This window comes from Cupriavidus ulmosensis (assembly GCF_977008105.1).
In genome coordinates, this window is record NZ_CDRMWP010000002.1 from 362,732 (window position 1) to 380,569 (window position 17,838).

The 17,838-nt window shown below is 72.1% G+C and carries 18 protein-coding genes; 11 read left to right on the forward strand and 7 right to left on the reverse strand.

Features of this window, described 5'->3' with window-relative positions; translation table 11 throughout:
* Nucleotides 1–10: 10 nt before the first annotated feature.
* Both ACWTPI_RS21540 and ACWTPI_RS21545 read right to left on the reverse strand, forming a co-directional pair.
* The gene (locus ACWTPI_RS21540; protein ID WP_020205073.1) at nt 11–178 is read right to left on the reverse strand and encodes a hypothetical protein; all 168 of its coding nucleotides are present in this window, start codon (nt 176–178) and stop codon (nt 11–13) included.
* Nucleotides 179–669: 491 nt separating this feature from the next.
* Nucleotides 670–1,464, reverse strand: coding sequence for an SDR family NAD(P)-dependent oxidoreductase (locus ACWTPI_RS21545; RefSeq protein WP_059412269.1), 795 nt, complete (start codon nt 1,462–1,464; stop codon nt 670–672).
* A gap of 164 nt (nt 1,465–1,628) precedes the next feature.
* On the opposite strand from ACWTPI_RS21545, the gene ACWTPI_RS21550 reads away from it, so the two are divergent.
* Nucleotides 1,629–1,964: a hypothetical protein gene (locus tag ACWTPI_RS21550; protein ID WP_454732668.1), complete on the forward strand. Its 336-nt coding sequence runs from the start codon at nt 1,629–1,631 to the stop codon at nt 1,962–1,964.
* A 71-nt stretch (nt 1,965–2,035) separates the two neighbouring features.
* Entirely contained in the window at nt 2,036–3,241 is a 1,206-nt protein-coding gene (gene purT, locus ACWTPI_RS21555; RefSeq protein ID WP_020206234.1) for a formate-dependent phosphoribosylglycinamide formyltransferase, read from the forward strand.
* A gap of 105 nt (nt 3,242–3,346) precedes the next feature.
* On the opposite strand, the gene ACWTPI_RS21560 is transcribed toward purT, so the two are convergent.
* Nucleotides 3,347–4,159, reverse strand: a complete 813-nt coding sequence (locus ACWTPI_RS21560) for a GntR family transcriptional regulator (RefSeq protein ID WP_454732669.1) — start codon at nt 4,157–4,159, stop codon at nt 3,347–3,349.
* 255 nt (nt 4,160–4,414) lie between these two features.
* Between ACWTPI_RS21560 and ACWTPI_RS21565 the strand changes: the two genes are divergently transcribed.
* The 4 genes from ACWTPI_RS21565 to ACWTPI_RS21580 all read left to right on the forward strand — a co-directional run bounded on the left by ACWTPI_RS21565 (nt 4,415) and on the right by ACWTPI_RS21580 (nt 8,452).
* Entirely contained in the window at nt 4,415–5,314 is a 900-nt protein-coding gene (locus ACWTPI_RS21565; protein WP_454732670.1) for an isocitrate lyase/PEP mutase family protein, read from the forward strand.
* A gap of 2 nt (nt 5,315–5,316) precedes the next feature.
* Nucleotides 5,317–6,717 carry a 3-isopropylmalate dehydratase large subunit gene (leuC, locus tag ACWTPI_RS21570; RefSeq protein WP_059412275.1) on the forward strand — a complete coding sequence of 467 codons (1,401 nt, stop codon included), beginning with the start codon at nt 5,317–5,319 and terminating at the stop codon, nt 6,715–6,717.
* Between the two features lie 2 nt (nt 6,718–6,719).
* Complete coding sequence (gene leuD / locus ACWTPI_RS21575; protein WP_454733988.1) at nt 6,720–7,346, forward strand: 3-isopropylmalate dehydratase small subunit; 627 nt, start codon at nt 6,720–6,722, stop codon at nt 7,344–7,346.
* Nucleotides 7,347–7,420: 74 nt separating this feature from the next.
* On the forward strand, nt 7,421–8,452 hold the full coding sequence (locus ACWTPI_RS21580) for a Bug family tripartite tricarboxylate transporter substrate binding protein (protein WP_454732671.1): 1,032 nt from the start codon (nt 7,421–7,423) through the stop codon (nt 8,450–8,452).
* 12 nt (nt 8,453–8,464) lie between these two features.
* On the opposite strand, the gene ACWTPI_RS21585 is transcribed toward ACWTPI_RS21580, so the two are convergent.
* Nucleotides 8,465–9,094: a LysE family translocator gene (locus tag ACWTPI_RS21585; protein WP_454732672.1), complete on the reverse strand. Its 630-nt coding sequence runs from the start codon at nt 9,092–9,094 to the stop codon at nt 8,465–8,467.
* A gap of 129 nt (nt 9,095–9,223) precedes the next feature.
* Here ACWTPI_RS21585 and ACWTPI_RS21590 point away from each other — a divergent pair, with 129 nt between their 5' ends.
* A complete protein-coding gene (locus ACWTPI_RS21590; protein WP_059412278.1) occupies nt 9,224–9,685 on the forward strand; it encodes an Lrp/AsnC family transcriptional regulator in 462 nt (153 codons plus the stop codon).
* Nucleotides 9,686–9,778: 93 nt separating this feature from the next.
* Here the strand turns inward: ACWTPI_RS21590 and ACWTPI_RS21595 are convergent, their stop codons facing one another.
* Entirely contained in the window at nt 9,779–10,156 is a 378-nt protein-coding gene (locus tag ACWTPI_RS21595) for a hypothetical protein (RefSeq protein WP_059412279.1), read from the reverse strand.
* A gap of 284 nt (nt 10,157–10,440) precedes the next feature.
* On the opposite strand from ACWTPI_RS21595, the gene ACWTPI_RS21600 reads away from it, so the two are divergent.
* From ACWTPI_RS21600 to ACWTPI_RS21615, 4 genes are all read left to right on the forward strand, one after another.
* The gene (locus ACWTPI_RS21600) at nt 10,441–11,034 is read left to right on the forward strand and encodes a YfiR family protein (RefSeq protein WP_020206225.1); all 594 of its coding nucleotides are present in this window, start codon (nt 10,441–10,443) and stop codon (nt 11,032–11,034) included.
* The gene (locus ACWTPI_RS21605; RefSeq protein ID WP_020206224.1) at nt 11,031–12,305 is read left to right on the forward strand and encodes a diguanylate cyclase domain-containing protein; all 1,275 of its coding nucleotides are present in this window, start codon (nt 11,031–11,033) and stop codon (nt 12,303–12,305) included. The genes ACWTPI_RS21600 and ACWTPI_RS21605 overlap by 4 nt, the downstream gene beginning before the upstream one ends.
* Before the next feature lie 40 nt (nt 12,306–12,345).
* The gene (locus ACWTPI_RS21610) at nt 12,346–12,861 is read left to right on the forward strand and encodes an OmpA family protein (RefSeq protein WP_020206223.1); all 516 of its coding nucleotides are present in this window, start codon (nt 12,346–12,348) and stop codon (nt 12,859–12,861) included.
* 113 nt (nt 12,862–12,974) lie between these two features.
* On the forward strand, nt 12,975–14,027 hold the full coding sequence (locus ACWTPI_RS21615; RefSeq protein WP_454732673.1) for a hypothetical protein: 1,053 nt from the start codon (nt 12,975–12,977) through the stop codon (nt 14,025–14,027).
* 69 nt (nt 14,028–14,096) lie between these two features.
* Here the strand turns inward: ACWTPI_RS21615 and ACWTPI_RS21620 are convergent, their stop codons facing one another.
* Entirely contained in the window at nt 14,097–14,579 is a 483-nt protein-coding gene (locus tag ACWTPI_RS21620; RefSeq protein WP_081651579.1) for an adenylyltransferase/cytidyltransferase family protein, read from the reverse strand.
* A gap of 264 nt (nt 14,580–14,843) precedes the next feature.
* Nucleotides 14,844–17,783, reverse strand: coding sequence for an autotransporter outer membrane beta-barrel domain-containing protein (locus ACWTPI_RS21625; protein WP_454732674.1), 2,940 nt, complete (start codon nt 17,781–17,783; stop codon nt 14,844–14,846).
* Nucleotides 17,784–17,838: the final 55 nt, after the last annotated feature.

Below are 17,838 nucleotides of genomic sequence, written 5' to 3' on the forward strand. Positions count from 1 at the left end.
TGCTGACGGCTCAACCCACCGCGTGCCACGGCGAAATGGAGAAGGCTAGCATGAGCACGGAAACAATGGCGGGGGCGCCGAATTTGATGGCGCGGGACTGCGCCAGCGTGCCCAGTACGACATAAAGGCACACGAGGGCAATAGCGCACACAAAGACAAGGCTTTGATAATCTTGCATCTGATGTCTCCCTTAGTCGTTATATCTTTAACGTTATATCTAATGACACCGTTCGAACGCGGGGCTGCCGTGGGGGCACGTTCAAATTCATGGTAGGCCGGTAATCCCGGCGCCGCAATCGCGGCGGACAGAGGGTATACGCTCACGCCGGGCGGAATTTCCGCGTGTATTCAACGTATTTTCAATGTGAATTCAGCGTATTTTCAGCGCCATTTTTCCTGCGCGGTTCGGTATTCTTGTTTTTGCGCAGTGCACATATTGCGGCGCTTTAACGGCATCGCGCGGGCGAATGAAATCCGCCGCCGGAATATGGCGCGCAATGGACGGCGCGCAATGCAAAAAGGCCGGCCGGTCCCGTGACGGGGACCGGCCGGCCTTTCTGTTTTTTCTTGCATCGCACGGCTCGCGCCCCGGCGATCGGGGCGGCCTGCCGGCGCCCGCCGGTGCCCCTTCGCGGGCGCCCCGGTCTTGTCGGCGCGCCGGTGGCGCGATCAGATGACGGTGTCGGCCACGCCGCCGTCCACGCGCAGCGCGGCGCCGGTGGTGGCGGACGCCTGCGGCGAGCAGACGTAGACGATCATGTTGGCCACTTCGTCGACGGTCTCCGCGCGCTGGATGATCGAGGTGGAGCGGTGCGCCTTGACGAAATCGGCGGCGACTTCCTCGATCGGCCGGCCCGTCTTCTGCACCTCGTCCTTGAGCATCTCGGCCACGCCCTCGGACAGCGTCGGCCCCGGCAGCACCGCGTTGACGGTCACGCCGGTGCCGGCCAGGCGCTTGGCCAGCCCGCGCGACACCGCCAGCTGCGCCGTCTTGGTGAAGCCGTAGTGGATCATCTCGGTCGGGATGTTGATGGCCGATTCGGACGAGATGAACACGATGCGCCCCCACTTGCGCTGGACCATCGACGGCGCGTAGGCGCGCGCCAGCCGCACGCCGGACAGCACGTTGACGTCGAAGAAGCGCTCCCATTCGCTGTCCGGCGTCTCGAAGAAGTCCTGCACCTGGAAGATGCCGAGGTTGTTGACCAGCACGTCGACGTGCGGCTGCTCCGCCACCAGCCGCGCGCACACGGCCGCGTCGGCGAGGTCGCCGGCAAAGCCCACTACGTCGGCGCCGGGCACCGCGCCGCGCAAGGCCTCCAGCGCGCGGGCGACGGTGGCCTCGCTGCGGCCGTTGACGATCACGCGCGCGCCGGCGCCGGCAAGTCCCCTGGCGGTGGCCAGGCCGATGCCGGCGGTGGAGCCGGAAACCAGGGCGATCTTGCCCGACAAGTCGATCTTCATGCTCACTCCTGATGCGATGGCGTCCGGGATGGAAGCCGTGGACGAAGTGTATTTGCCCGGCGCGCGCGTTCCAAGGCCGCGCCGCAAAAATCGCCGCCGGCGCGCGCGAATGGCGGCGGACATCGGGGTATGATCCAGCAGCACTCACTTCCGGAGGCCGTGCCATGAGATTCCGCTGGTCCGTTCCCGCCGGTGCGCTGATGGCCGCGGCCCTGCTGCTGGCCGGCTGCACCGGGCCCGTCGAGTTCTCGGCCGGCGGCCCCGACAGCTTCGCCGCCGGCGCCGTGAATCCGGACTTCCTCGACTTCGGCCCGATGGACCGCTCCATCGCGCAGTGCAAGGCCGCCGCGCAGCAGGCCGGCGCCGGCCGGTGCGCCAAGGTGCGCGCCTACGAGGCCTGCATGAAGGGCCGCGGCTACTTCACGCTGCTCGGTCCGGAAAGCCCCTCGGGCTGCGGCGAGCCGTCGTGGCAGCGCGACGTGCGCAAGCTGATTCCCTGAGCGGGCCCGCGCGGGGGTGCCGCCGGCCTCGACGTACAATCCCGGTTTTGACTTGATCTCGAAGGTCTCAGATGACCACTCTCGGCACCCCCCTGTCGCCCGGCGCGACCAAAGTCATGCTGCTGGGCTCCGGCGAACTCGGCAAGGAAGTCCTGATCGCGCTGCAGCGGCTCGGCGTGGAAACCATCGCGGTCGACCGTTACGACAACGCGCCCGGCCAGCAGGTCGCGCACCATGCCCGCACCATCGCCATGAGCGATCCGGAGCAGCTCAAGGCGCTGATCGAGGCCGAGCGGCCCGACCTCGTGGTGCCGGAGATCGAAGCCATCGCCACGCCCATGCTCGAAGCGCTGGAAGCGCAGGGCGTGGTGCGCGTGATCCCCACCGCGCGCGCGGCGCGGCTCACGATGGACCGCGAAGGCATCCGCCGCCTGGCCGCGGAAACGCTCGGCGTGCCCACCAGCCCCTACAAGTTCTGCGACTCGCTCGAAGAACTGCAGGCCGCCATCGACGGCGGCATCGGCTACCCGTGCGTGGTCAAGCCGGTGATGAGCAGCTCCGGCAAGGGCCAGAGCAAGATCGACGGCCCCGAGGGCGTCAAGGCCGCCTGGGACTACGCGATGGCCGGCGGCCGCGTCAGCCACGGCCGCGTGATCGTGGAAGGCTTCATCGATTTCGACTACGAGATCACGCTGCTGACGGTGCGCGCGGTCGGCGCCGACGGCCAGGTCGGCACGCACTTCTGCGAGCCCATCGGCCACGTGCAGGTCAGCGGCGACTACGTGGAAAGCTGGCAGCCGCACCCGATGCACCCGGCCGCGCTCGAGACCGCGCAGCAAATCGCCCAGGCCGTCACCGCCAACCTCGGCGGGCAGGGCCTGTTCGGCGTGGAGCTGTTCGTCAAGGGCGAGCAGGTCTGGTTCAGCGAAGTCAGCCCGCGCCCGCACGACACCGGCATGGTCACGATGATCACCCAGTGGCAGAACGAGTTCGAGCTGCACGCGCGCGCCATCCTCGGCCTGCCGGTCAGCACCGCGCTCAAGAGCCCGGGCGCCAGCGCCGTGATCTACGGCGGCGTGGACGCGGCCGGCGTGGTCTTCGACGGCGTGGACGAAGCGCTGCGCGTGCCGCAGACCGAGCTGCGCCTGTTCGGCAAGCCGGAAAGTTTCGTCAAGCGCCGCATGGGCGTGGCGCTGGCCTACGACGCCGACGTGGAAACCGCGCGCGCGCGCGCCAAGGACGCCGCCAGCCGCGTCAGGCCGCGCGTCGCCGGCTGAGCCGGCGGCAAGTCGCCGCGCGCGCCATGCCGCGCGCGGCATCCCGGCCGTGCCTGAGCGCCGGCCCGCCGGGTGCCACCCGCCCGTTCCCGGCGCCCTGGCGCCTCAGTCCTTCGGCACGTCGTGCACGAAGCGCCCGGCGCTCAGCGTGTTCACCTGGTCGGCCGAGATGTCCATCAGGATCCGGCTGCGCTCGGGCGACATCGATACCGTGATGTATTGCACCGGCCGCGCGGCGGGATCGTGCATCAGCCGCACCAGCTTCAGCAGCGGCGCGCCGACCTCGGTATGCAGCCAGCCGGCGATGGCCGGGTCGGCGGCCTGCGCGGAAATCTCCTGCACCACGCGGCCGAACTTCACGCCCTGCGCCATCAGGATCTCGTAGAGCGCGCGCTTGCGCAGCGCCGCGGCGGTCACGCGCCTGCCCAGCGCGGCCGGCACCCAGGCATCGGTCAGCATGACCGGCGTGCCCGACATGCTGCGCAGGCGCAGCGCGTGCACGGCGCGCTCGCCGGGCGGCAGCTGCAGCAGCGCGGCGATGTCCGGCGGCGGCACCGCCGTGCTCACTTCCAGTACCTCCACCTCGGTTTCCAGCGCGGTCTTGCGCAGGCCGTCGATCACGCTCAGCGTGGGGCTGCTGCGCTCCACCCGCGCCTCGGGGCGCACGAAGGTGCCCAGCCCGTGGCGGCGCTCCACCATGCCGAGCGCGGCCAGGTCGGCCAGCGCGCGCCGCACCGTGATGCGCGACACGCTGAAGCGCTCGCACAGCGCCTCTTCCTTCGGCAGGGCCCCGGTTTCCGCGTAGACGCCGCGCGTGATTTCGTCGCGCAGCACGATGAACAACTGGCGATGCAGCGAGGTGCCGGGCATCTGGCCCAGCGGCGAAAGCGGCGAAGCGGTGGTGGTATTGCGCGGCATGGGATGGCGTTTTCGTGGCGTGGGGAGCATAGCACAACGCTTCCTGCGGGATTTTCCCGTTCTTGACTGTCGCGAGTAGTTGTATCTAGAATATAAACACATAAACACGAGCGACAAGAACAACGGAGACGAGGATCGCGCAGGCATGGCGAGGCCGCCGGCCGGCCGCGTCGCCGGTCACGCATCCCGCATTCCCTGTTCCGCATCCCGCGCCACCCGCCCATTTCCCGCCAAAACGCACCACAGGACCACCCAATGACTCCCGCAGCCACCCTCCGCCAGCGCCTCCGGGCGCCCGGCATGATCATCGCCCCCGGCGCATACGATGCCATCGGCGCCCGCCTGGTCGAGCAGGCCGGCTTTGCCGCCTGCTACATGACCGGCGCCGGCACCTCGGCCGCGCGCGGCTTTCCCGACTTCGGCCTGCTGACCATGAGCGAGATGGTCGAGAACGCGGCGGTGATGGCGCGCGCCACGGCCATTCCGCTGATCGCCGACGCCGACACCGGCTACGGCAACGAGCTCAACGTCACCCGCACCGTGCGCGAGTACGAGGCGCGCGGCGTGGCCGCGGTCCACATCGAGGACCAGGTCGCGCCCAAGCGCTGCGGCCACCTGGACGGCAAGGAAGTGATCGCGCACGACGAGTTCGTCTCCAAGATCCGCGCCGCCGTGGAGGCGCGCCGCACGCCGGACTTCCTCATCATCGCGCGCACCGACGCGCGCGCCGTGCTGGGGCTGGACGAAGCCGTGCGGCGCGCCAACGCCGCGCTCGGGGCCGGCGCCGACATGGCCTTCGTGGAAGCCACGCAGACGCTGGAGGAAGTGGCGGCGGTGCCCCGGCTGGTGCGCGGCCCGTGCCTGCTCAACGTGGTGCCCGGCGGGCGCACGCCGGTCTTCGACCTGCGCGAGGCCGAGGCGATGGGCTACAAGCTGGCCATCCTGCCGGGGCTGATGCTCAAGGCCGCCATCGAGGCCGGCGACGCCGCGCTGGCGCAGCTCAGGGCCACCTTCACCGCGCCGGCGGTGTCGGCCAGCGTGGGCCAGACCTTCCGCCGCTTCGGCGCCGACGAATGGGACGGCCTGCGCCAGCGCTTCAACGCCGGCGCGCGCGCCACCCACCTCGACGCGCCGGCCGGCGCAAAGGCGGGCTGAACATGCCGCGCACCCTGTTCGACAAGCTCTGGGACGCGCACGTGGTGCGCGAGCTCGGCGATGGCTGGGCGCTGCTGCACATCGACCGCCACCTGCTGCACGACCTGTCCGGCCCGCCCGCGCTGGGCCAGGTGGCCGCGCGCGGCCTGCCGCTGCACGATCCGGCGCTGGTGTTCGCCACGCCGGACCACGCGGTGTCGAGCCGCCCCGGGCGCGACGGCCATACCTTCGCCCCAGGCGGGCGGCTGTGGACCGCGCTGCGCGAGAGTACCGCGGCGGCCGGCGTGACCCTGTTCGACCTCGGCCAGCCGGGGCAGGGCATCGTCCACGTGATGGGGCCCGAGCTGGGCATCGTGCTGCCGGGCCTGACCGTGATCTGCGGCGACAGCCACACCTGCACCAACGGCGGCCTCGGCGCGATGGCGTTCGGCGTGGGCTCGTCCGAGAGCACGCACGCGCTCGCCACGCAGACGCTGCGCCAGCAGAAGCCGCGCCGCATGCGCATCCGCTGCGAAGGCGCGCTGGCCGCGGGCGTCACCGCCAAGGACCTCGCGCTGCACATCATCGGCAAGCTCGGCGCGGCCGCCGGCGTGGACCACGCCATCGAGTTCGCCGGCCCGGCCATCAGCGCGCTGGAGGTGGAGGGGCGCCTGACGCTGTGCAATCTCAGCGTGGAGCTGGGCGCGCGCTTCGGTATGGTGGCGCCGGACGAGCGCACCATCGAATGGCTGCGCGGCCGTCCCTACGCGCCCGCCGGCGCGCAGTTCGAGGCGGCGGCGGACTACTGGCGCACGCTGGCCAGCGACGACGGCGCGCGGTTCGACCGCGAAGAGACGATCGATGCCGCGGCGGTGGTGCCGACCATCACCTGGGGCACCAGCCCCGAGCAGGCCATCGCCATCGGCGGCACCATCCCCGACCCGGCCGCGGCGTCCGACGACGCGGCGCGCGCGGCCATCGGCGCCGCGCTGGACTACATGGGCCTGGCGCCCAACGCGCCGATCGCCGGCACGCCGGTCGACTGGGTCTTCATCGGCTCGTGCGCCAACTCGCGCCTGTCCGACCTGCGCGCCGCCGCCGCCGTGGCGCGCGGGCGCCACGTCGCGCCGGGCGTGACGGCGTGGGTGGTGCCGGGCTCCGAGAACGTCAGGCGCGCGGCCGAGGCCGAGGGCCTGCGCGCGGTGTTCGAGGCGGCCGGCTTCGCCTGGCGCGAGCCGGGCTGCAGCATGTGCGTGGCCGCCAACGGCGAGCAGGTGCCGCCCGGGCAGCGCTCGGTCTCCACCTCCAACCGCAACTTCGTCGGGCGCCAGGGACCGGGCGCCCGCACCCATCTCGCCAGCCCGGCGATGGCCGCCGCGGCGGCCGTGACCGGCTGCATCACCGACGTGCGGAGCCTTGCATGACCATGCCACCGTTTACCGTGGTGACGGGCGCGGCCGCGCCGCTGCTGCGCGCCAACCTCGACACCGACGTCATCATCCGCATCGAGCGCCTGACCAGCCTGCCGCGCGACCAGCTCGGCCCCTACGCGCTGGAGGCGCTGCGCTACCGCGCCGACGGCAGCGAGGACCCCGGCTTCGTGCTCAACCAGCCGGCCTTCCGCGGCGCGCCGGTGCTGCTGGCCGGCGCCAACTTCGGCTGCGGCTCCTCGCGCGAGGGCGCGGTGTGGGCGCTGATGGGCATGGGCGTGCGCTGCGTGATCGCGCCGAGCTACGGCGACATCTTCTACAACAACTGCTTCCAGAACGGCCTGCTGCCGATCCGCCTGCCCGCGGCGGCGGTGACGGCCCTGGCCGCGCAGTGCGCGCGCGGCGCGCCGCTGCGGGTGGACCTGGCGGCGGCCACGCTGACCGCGCCCGACGGCACCGCCATCGCGTTTCCGGTCGACCCGCTGCGCCGCGAGGCGCTGCTGCACGGCCTCGACGACATCGGCCTCACGCTCAAGGACGACGAACTGATCCGCGCCTGGCAGCAGGCCGACCGCGCGCGCCGGCCGTGGGCGTGGGCGGTGCGGCGCGGGGACGCGGCCTGATCCGCCGCCCGCCGCCGCCCGCTCGCTGCCGCGTCGGGCGGACACATAAGAACATGGAAAAACAAGGAGACAACATGCATCCCTTCGTCGAACGACGGCATGGCCTCGCGCGCGCCCTGGCGGCGCCCGCGTGCGCCGTGGCGCTGCTGGCCGCCGCGCCCGCGGCCTCGCTGGCCGCATCGGCTGCAGCATCGGCCGCCGCCGGCACGCAGGCCGCGTGGCGCCCGGACCGCCCCGTCACGCTGGTGGTGCCCTACGCGGCCGGCGGCGGCACCGACGCCACCGCGCGCGCCGTGTCGAAGCAGCTCGGCGTGCTGTGGGGCCAGCCCGTGGTGGTGGAGAACCTGCCCGGCGCCGACGGCCTGATCGGCACGCGCCGCGTGATGGAGGCCCGGCCCGACGGCTACACGCTGCTGCTGCAGGTGCCGGCCATCGTGGTCACGCGGTACACGCCGGGCCTCAAGGGCGTCGACCCGCTCGCGCGGCTCGATCCGGTGACGGCCATCTCGCAGTCGCCCGCCGCCGTGGTGGCGAGCGGCAAGCTGCCGGTGAAGACGCTGGCCGAGTTCGTGCAGTACTGCAAGGCGCCGGGCCGCTCGTGCTCGCTGGGCAGCGGCGAGAGCCTCGCGCGCATCTCGGGCAGGCAGCTCGCGGAGGAGGCCGGCCTGCCCAACCTCGTCGTGGTCAATTACCGCGGCACCGGCCCCATCGTCACCGACCTGATCGCCAACAACGTCAACCTGGCGTTTACCGGCATCACGGCGGCGCTGCCGCACTACAAGAGCGGCGCGCTGCGCATCCTGGCCACGCAGGGGCCGAAGCGCGCGGCCGCGCTGCCCGAGGTGCCCACCACCGCGGAGGCCGGCTACCCGCAGTTCCAGTCCGTCACGTGGTACGGCCTGTTCGCGCCCAGGGGCACGCCGGCGCCGGTGCTGCAGGGCGTGGTGGCCGCGCTGCGCGAAGCCGTGAAGGATGCCGACGTGCGCAAGACCATCGCCGCCGCCGGCGCCGAGCCGGTGGTCAACTCGCCGGCCGAGTTCGCGGCGCAGGTGCGCGAGGACAGCGCGCGGCTCGGCGACCTCGTCAGGCGCTACCCGCTGGAATGACCGGCGCCGCGCTCACTCCAGCGACAGCCGCGCCGCGAAGGCCAGCAGTACCGCCGAGAACGACCAGCGCTGGAAGGCCTGCGCGCGCGGGCTGCCGCGCAGCCACGCGGCCATGCGCACCGCGCCGAACACGCAGGCCAGGTCGAAGGCGATGCCGGTCAGCACCAGCACCACGCCAAGCTCCAGCACCTGCGACCACACCGGCGCGCCGTGCGGGTCGACGAACTGCGGCAGCAGCACCGAGCAGAACAGCAGCGCCTTCGGGTTGAGCAGGCTGCTCAGCGCGCCGCGCGCCACCGAGGCGCGCAGCGGCGCAGCGGCGTCGGCGCGGCCCGCGCCGGCTTCCATGCCGAAGGCCGGGCCGCGCAGGATCTGGATGGCCACCCAGGCCAGGTACAGGCCGCCGGCCACGCGCACGCCCTGGTACAGCCACGGCGCCGCGCGCAGCAGCGCGGCCACGCCGCACGCGGAAAGCGTGACGTGCGCGGCCCGCGCCAGCGCCAGCCCGGCGGCGGTGGCCAGCCCGTGCGGTACGCCGCGCGCGGTGCTGGTCTGGAGCACCAGCGCCATGTCGGGGCCGGGCAGCGCGTAGACCACGGCCAGCGCGCCGATGAAGGTCAGCAGCAGATGCAGGGAAACCATGATGCGACTCCGTTGGGAACGGCATCATGATCGCGCCGGAGGCGGAGGGATTTCAGGCGATTTTCCACGGCCAGCGGCCATCCTTTGGAGGAATGCGCTAATCTTTGCCCATTTCCGGGAGAAACGGCGATGGAACTCGACAAGTTGGACCGCGCGATCCTGGCGGCGGTGCAGGCCGACGGCCGCGCCACCAACGCCAGCCTGGCGGAATCCGTGGGACTGAGCGAGACGCCGTGCGCGCGCCGGCTCAGGCGGCTCGAGGCCGAGGGCTACATCGAGGGCTATCGCGCCATGCTGTCGCGCCGGGCGCTCGGGCTGGGGCTGATGGCCTTCACGCAGGTGCGCTTCGGCGTGCACAGCCGCGAACTGTCCGACCGCTTCGAGCGCGAGGTGCAGGCCATCCCGCGCATCATCTCGTGCCACAACGTATCGGGCAGCGCCGACTACCTGCTGCTGGTGGTGGCGCGCGACCTCGACGACTACGGCATCTTCATGCGCGACGTCCTGCGCACCTTGCCCGGCGTGACGGCGGTGGAGTCGCTGCTGTCGCTGCGCGAGGTCAAGCGCAACGCGGGCCTGCCGCTGCTCTGACGCGCCAGGGCGGCGTCGGGGCGGCCTTGTATGGGCTCGGTGCGGCTTCAGTGTGGCTTCAGTGCGGCGCCGGCGCGACCGCCGACGCGGCGCTCAGTCCTCGCCCCCGTCTTCCCCGCCGCGCCGGTGCCTCGCCATGAGCGCCAGCTCGTGCGCCACCGCGAAGCACAGCAGCGCCGCCACCGTGGCCAGGATCGCCAGCGTCACCGCCAGTTGCCGGCCGTGCCACAGGCCGCCGAACCACTGCGAGAACTCGGCCGCCAGCACCGCCGCCTTGCCGCCGATGCGCTCGAGCTGGAAGTCGTACTGCCGCTGCCAGCCGGGACCGTACAGCAGGTCGGGCGAGGTTTCCGCGCGCGCGGCGTTCAGGTAGACCAGCACGGCGGCGGTCCAGCCGGCCGCCAGGATGGCGGCGCCCAGCAGGTAGAGCCGCGCCGGCAGGGAGCGCAGCGGTGTCTTGGTGTCGCTCATGGGAGGCGGCGCGTTGCGCGGGATGGGCCAGGCCCCATTGTAATGAGCGCGGGGCGCAACGCCGCAAGCGCGCAGGGTCGGCCTGCTCAGCCGGGGCGGCCACGGGCTTCCGCCTATCGGAGGGGTAAATAACGTTCCCGCCGCGCCGATATAGTATGTGGTCTGGCACGGCTTTCCCCGGCGCGGTGCGCGCGGGGGCACCGCGCGCCAACCAGAACCGGACCGGTTCGCGCGCAGTTCGGCCCGGTCTGCCCGGAACCCGTCACTTGGCAGGTAGTCCTTTCTTGCCCCATTCCGCGATCGTCCCGGACGATGCGGGCAGCCGGCCCAGGTACCTGCGCCGGCTTCCGCTCCTCCGCCTCCTGTCGGCCTTGTGCGCCGCGCTGCTGTGCGTGCCGCCGCCCGGCGCCGCGGCCGATACCCCGCAGTCGCGCTCCGAGGCCGTGGTGCGCACGGTGTACAGCCTGCTCGGCTACGCGCGCTGGCCGGTCGAGCGCGAGGTGCTGCGCCTGTGCGTGGACGGCACGGCGCGCTATGCTGGCAAACTGGCCGATGGCGGCACGCTCGCCACCGGGCGCGTGGTGCAGGCGCGCCGCATCGACGTCACCGGCGCCGGCGCGATGACCGGCTGCGATTCCGTCTACCTGGCCGCGATGACCGACGCCAGCCGCCGGCGGGTGGCGGCCGAACTGAGCGGGCGCCCGGTGCTGGTCATCACCGAGGAAGACTTCGAGTGCGAGACCGGCAGCATGTTCTGCCTCAACGTGGCCGACAACCGCGTCACCTTCCGCGTCAACCTCGACTCGGTCGCGCGCAGCGGCATCCACATCCATCCCGGCGTGCTGCAGCTCGGCCGGCGGCGGACGCCCGCGCTATGAAGCCGCGCTCGCGCCCGGACGCGCCGCCGCCGCGCCCCACGCTCTATCACGCGCTGCGCCGCATTCACCTGAGCGTGGCGCTGATCGCCGTCTGCACGGCCGGCCTCTCGCTGACCGCGCTCGGGCTGACCGCGCTGCGCGTCTATGCCGACCACAACCTGCACCTGATCGCGCGTTCGCTGGCCTATACGCTGGAAGCGCCGGTGGTGTTCCGCGACCCGGCCGCGGCGCGCGACGCGCTGGTCGCCATCGCCACCGCGGAAGTGGCGCAGGCCAGCGTCTACGACCGCGACAGCCGCCTGCTGGCCGAATGGCAGCAGCCCGTGCGCGCGCGCTTCGCCGGCCTGCAGAAGCTGGCCAGCCGGCTGATGGCGCCCGGCTCGGTGGAGCAGGTCATCATGCACGAGACGCAGGTGGTCGGCACCGTGCGCCTGACCGCCGATCCCGGCAAGCTGTTCGAGTTCGTGCTCAGCGGCCTGTTCGGCCTGCTGGCCTGCCTGCTGCTGACGGCGGTGAGCGCGCACTACATGTCGAGCCGCATGCTGGTGCACATCATCGAGCCGGTGCGCAACCTCATGCGCGTGGCCCACGCGGTGCGTTCCGAGCGGGCCTTCGACCAGCGCACACCGCCGGCGCACATCGCCGAGCTCAATGCGCTGGGCGAGGACTTCAACGGCCTGCTCGACGAGCTCGAAAGCTGGCAGGACCAGCTCCAGCACGAGAACCGCTCGCTCGCGCACCGCGCCAGCCACGACAGCCTGACCGGGGTGCTCAACCGCGCCGCCTTCGAGGACGCGCTGCACCGCGCGGTGCGCTTCGCCACCGCCTCGAAGGCGCGCGTCGGCGTGCTCTACCTCGACAGCGACGCCTTCAAGGAAATCAACGACACCTTCGGCCATGCCGCCGGCGACGAAGTGCTGGCCGGCATCGCCCAGCGCATCCGCGCCTGCCTGCGCGACGGCGACCTGGTCGCGCGCATCGGCGGCGACGAGTTCGCCGTGCTGATCACCGCGCTGCGCAAGCCGGCCGACATCATCCAGGTGGCCGAGCACATCCTGCTGCGCATGAAGGACCCGATCCAGCTCAGCGGCGGCGCCAGCATCGAGGCCTCGCTCAGCATCGGCCTGGCGGTGTTCCCGCTGCACGCGCAGACCGCCGCGGGCCTGCTGCAGAAGGCCGACGAAGCCATGTACCAGGCCAAGCGCGGCCGCGGCGGCCACTGGCAAAGCGCGCAGCCGCACCTGGCCGCGGCCGAGACCGTGCTCGAATAGCGCGGGCGGCGACAACGGAACGCAGAAGAGGAGATCCATCGTGCCATCGAACCTGTCCGCCCGCGCAAGACTGTGGCTGGGCACGGCCCTCGCCATCGCCGCGCTGGGCCTGGCCGCCTGCCAGGCGCCGGCGCCCGCGGCGGCCGGCCGGCTGACGCCGCCGCAGATCGAGACGCTCAGGCAGCAGGGCTTCCAGCTCACCGACGGCGGCTGGGAACTGAACCTGTCCGAGAAGGTGCTGTTCGGCCTCGACGAGGACACCATCAGCGCCGAGCACCGGGCGGTGGTGCAGCGCATCGGCACGGCGCTAAAGGGGGCCGGCATCGACCGCGTCCGGCTCGACGGCCACACCGACGATTCCGGCTCCGCCGAATACAACCAGCAGCTCTCGGTGCGGCGCGCGCAGGCAGTGGCCAGGGTGCTGGCCGAAAGCGCCTTCCTGCCGCAGAACATCGAGGTGCGCGGGCTCGGCAAGACCCGCCCGGTGGCCGACAACCGCACCGCCGCGGGGCGGGCGGAGAACCGGCGCGTGGCGATCGTGGTGACGGTGGACTGAGCCGCGCCGGCCAAGTCGGGTCATGCCGGGTCATGTCGGGCCACGTCCGGCTAGACAGGCGGCCCGGCACCGACGAGACAACGAGACGACAAGACAGCGAGACGACAAGCAGCATGGAAGCACAAGCGGAGAACAACCCCGCCGCGGCATTCGCCGCCCTGAACGCGCGCCTGCAGCAAGGCGGCGCGATGCCGCCCGACGACATCCGCGCCTGGTGCCAGCTCGGGCTCGAGCTGGGGCACGCCGCCGCGGTGCGGCAGGCCTGCCAGGTCCTGCTGGCGGCGCCCGACGTGCACCCCGCGCTGCGGCCCTACTGGCTGTTTTTCCTCGGCACCGCGCTGCTGCACCAGCAGCGCGTGGCAGACGGCGCGCAGGCGCAGCGGCAGGCGCTGGAGGCGCTGTGCGTGGCGCCGCTGGTCCACAACCCGCAGCCTGCCATGCGCAGGCTCGCCGACCCGCAGGTCGAAGCCTTGTTGTGGCAGGCGCTGGCGCAGCTCGCGGCCGGCGGCGTGCGCGCGTTCGCCCATGCCGGCACGCTGCTGGGCCTGGTGCGCGAGCGCCGCCTGCTGCCGTTCGACAAGGATCTCGACCTGGGCCTGCTGGTGGCCGAGCTGCCCGCCGCGCACGTCATCCTGCGCGCCCACGGCTGGCAGTGCCCGCCGCCGCTCTTCGCCATCGACAACATGGCGAGCTACCATCATCCCCGCCACGACGTGGTGCTCGACTTGTGCGGCCTGCAGCCCGAGCCCGGCGGCGCCACGCTGCTCGGCGGCTTCTGGACCGGGCAGGGCGCGCCCGCCGCCCACCAGCGCGTGACCCGCTTCCCGGGCCCGCTGCGGCTGGCGCAGCAGGCCGGCCCGGCCGGCCCGGTGTGGTGGCTGGAAGACCCGCACGGCTGGCTCGAAACCATCTACGGCAAGGACTGGCGCGTGCCGGACCCCGCCTTCGACACCATCATCGGCGCCCACAACCTGGTGGGATTCTCGGCGCTGACGCAGTGGTACGCCTACTCGCGCATCGCCAATGCCTGCCTCAACGGCTACTGGGAAAAGGCCCTGCGGCTGGTGCGGCTCGTGCTCGAGCGGCACACCCCGCGGGACGGCCTGCTGCTGCGCCTCGCCGCGGTGCTGGAGGGCCGCCTGGCCGGCCTGCGCCCCGCCGCCTGAAGCGGGCCGGGGGGTGGGCGGTGACTCGGGCGGTGACCCGGGCGGTGGCCGGGTTTGCCGCCGCCGGCCTTACTCGCTCAGGCTGGCCAGGATGCGCTGGCGCAGCACCGTGGTCGACACCTCGTCCGTGCGCGGCGTCCAGCTCAGCCCGATGCCCTGCGCGGCCAGGCGCGGTTCCAGCCGCGCCCAGCGCGCGCTGCCGCGCCAGTCCTCGCCGATGAAGACGTGGTCCACCGCCAGCGCCGCCAGCCAGCGCAGCGCGCTCTCGGTGTTCTCCAGGCTGTCCGGCTGCAGCAGCGCCTCGTCCACCCAGCCCAGCCCGCGCACGATCTCCAGCCGCTCCGCCTCCGGCATGGCCGGTGCGCGCCGCTTGTTGGCCTGCACGGTGGCGTCGCGCGTGACCACCGTCACCAGCGTCAGGCAGCGCGCGCGGATGTATTGCAGATAGCGCAGATGGCCCACGTGGAACAGGTCGAACACGCCGACGGCGAGGCCGCGGGCGGCAAGCAGGCCGGGAGGCCGGACTGGCGGGACGGGGGTAGGGTCGGTCATGGCGAGGTGCGAAGGGACCGGTGCCGGCATGCACGGCATCGTCTGCGAGGCGATGATAGGACGCGATGATAAGTCGCGATGATAAGCCGCGAAAAACGCGGGCAATCGAGGGAAAAAAGGGGGAAATACGCGCCCGATACCCCGGGCCATGCCCGGGGCGGGGACGCGCGAAACGCCGCGTGGCGCGCGATGCCGCGTGGCATCGCGCGGCCTCGATGACGCCTGCCCGCCGCCCCGGGAGGGATGGCGGGCAGGGCGGGCGCCTTAGAACGGCAGGCGCACCTTCACCGACGCGGTCTGGTTGGTGAAGTGGTCGCGCACCTCGGCGTCGTAGCGCACGGTCACTTCCATCGCCTTGCTGCTGGTCACCACCAGGCCCAGGCCGCCGCGCATCAGCCAGCGCGCCGGGGACAGGCCGCGCGTGACGAACTGCGCGCCGCCGCCGACGTAGGAGGCCGCGATGGCGGACTGCCGGGCCAGCGCGTCGTAGCCCACGCCGAGGTTGGCGGTGAACATGGCGTGCTCGGTGATGCCCTGGTTGAGGCGGGCGTCGGTGGAGAGGATCAGCTCGCGGGCCGTGTTCCTGCCGACGGCCAGGCTCAGCGCGTCGGCGCCGGTCTCGGTGTAGGCCGCATCCTGGATGAAGGTGTAGTCGGCCCGCACCGACGGCGTGAAGGTGGTCTTCGGCGCGAGGTCGAAGACGCGGCCCAGGCCGGCGCCGAAGTGGGCGTTCCAGCTGTTGTAGCTCGACGACGCGCGGCTGTCGAGGCCACCGAAGCTGATGTTGCGCCGGCCTTCGTTGTGGCCGGTGCCGACGTCCGCCTGCACGCTGATGTCGGTGCGCGCGTCGAGGCCGTAGCTGCCGTAGCCGATCAGGCGGTAGCCGTCCACGCTGGCGTTCTGCGCGGCCACCGGCGAGTTGCCGTCGATGCGGCTGTGCATGTACGAGAAGGCGCCGCCGACACGGATCTTGTCGTTGACGGCGCTGTCCGCGCCGAACACCATGCCGTAGGTGTTCGCCTTGTAGCCGGCCACGCCGTCGCGGTCGTTCTGCTTGGCCCACGAGCCCACGGGCTTGAACCAGATCTGGCGGTCGGCCACGAAGTCGTCGCCGGAGGACAGGCCGCGGTTGGCTTCCTGGCGCGACTGGATCACGCGGTTGGTGGCGTGCATGGCGGCGGTGTTCACCTCCGTCATGCCGGCGGTCATCAGCGGCAGGGTCTGCTTGACGGCGTCGGAGACGGCCTGTTCCGTGGCAAGCGTGCCGAGTGCCGTGATCACCGGGGCCATGCCGGCCGGGGCGGCCGCGCCCTGCGAGATCAGGGCGTCGAGCACCTGCGCCGCGCCCAGGCCCGGCATGTTGTGCGCGCCGGTGACGCTGCTCACCACGGTGATGACGGGCGCCGGCGTGGGCGCCGGTGCCGGGGCGGCGGGCACGGGGTCCGACGTCGGCGGCGTGACTGGCGTGACCGGGGCGGCGGAGCAGGAGCTGGCGCCCGCGCGCGCCACGCACAGGTCCACGGCATTGCCGTTGCGCGTGGCGATGAAGTCGAACAGCGCGCTGTTGTCGGTCACGGTAAATGCGGGGCCGGCCACCAGCGTGCCGGCGGTGATGATGCCGGGCTGCACCGTGGTGCCGGCGACGAGCGACGGCGCGCCGCTCACGTTCACGCCGATCCTGTTGCTGGCGGAGAGGTCGGCGGTGCCGGTGACCACCAGCTTGCCGTAGCGGCCGTCGTTGTCCAGGCCGGTCTGGAACAGGCCGCCGGCGGCCTGCGTGTAGTTGCCGGTGATGGTGGCGGTGGTGCCCGCGGCCACCGCCAGCGTGCCGGCGTTGTTCAGGCCGGACGATACCGTGACGCCGTGGCCCATGTTGAACACCGCGTTGCTGGCCACGTTGAAGGTGCCGACGTTGAAGGTGTTGCCCGAGGTGAAGGTGCCGTTGACGTTGACCGCCGATCCGGCCCCGCCGCTGACCCTGCCGGTCACGACGGCGCTGTTCAGGTCGAGGTTGAGCGTGGCGTTGTTGAGCGCCACCGTGCCGTTGAGCGCGCCGGTGACGCTGATGCCGTTGGTGACGGTGCTGGCGGGGTCGATGATGATGGCAACCGGCGCGTTGATGGTGCCCGCCACGGTGATGCTGTCCACCGTGCTGTTGCCCACGTTGATGCCGACTGCCTGGCCGCCGGGAGAGGATACGCTGATGGTGCCGTTGTTGGCGATGCCGCCGACCGTGCTGCCCTGGATGTTGATGCCGTAGGCGGCGCCGGCGCTGGCGCCGCCGCCGGGCATCCCCGGCAGGCCTGGCATGCCGGGGCCGCCCGCGCCGCCGGTGGCGCTGATGGTGCCGTCGTTGCGGATGGAGCCGACCGTGCTGGAGGTGATGTTCACGCCGATGCCGCGGCCGCCGGCACCGGGAACCATCATCGCCGCGCCGCTGCCGCCTGCGCCGCCGGTGCCGCTGATCGTGCTGCCGGCGCCGTTGTTGACCAGCGTGTCGACGCTCGCCGATTGCAGGTCGATGCCGATGCCGCTGCCGCCCGCGGCGCCCGGCAGCGGTGACGGGCTGCCGCTGCCGGCCATGCCGCCGATGGCCGTGACGGTGCCGTGGTTGTCGATGGTGGTGACCTTGGCGGTCGCCACGCTGATGGCCGTGGCTGCGCCGCCGTTGCCGTCGGGCATGAGGGGCATGCCCACGCTGCCGCCGCCGCCGGTTGCCGCAATGGTGCCCTCGATGCCGTTCAGGATGCCGTTGACCGTGAGCGCGGTGGCGCCGTTGCCGGTGATGCCGATCGCGATGGCATCGCCGCCATTGTTCATCGGCGATGGCAATAAGGGCTGGCCGGGATTGCCGAGGCTCTCGATGCGGCCGTGGTTCTCGATCGCGGTGACGGGCGAGAGCAGCCCGCTGACCGATACCGCGGCGGCACCGGTCACGCTGATCAGGCCGCCGGGCGAGGTCACGATCAGGCTGCTGGCGGAGCCGAGCTGGCACGTCTGGTTGAGCGTGCCGGAAACGGTATTGGGCTGGAACAGCTGGCACGGTGCCGGCAAGGCCAGCGCCGGCAGCGAGGCCAGCGGGCCGGCCGCCAGCAGGACGGCGCCGGCGATGGCGCGGGGCAGGGACGGCGGCAGCGCGGATTGCGCCGATGCGTCGGGACGGGCAGAACGAGCCTGCCGGACGATACTGCGTTGTTGTTTCATGCTTGCAAGAACCCGGTGTTGGGCAAGCCTCTGCAGTAGACTTGCCGCTTGCTTT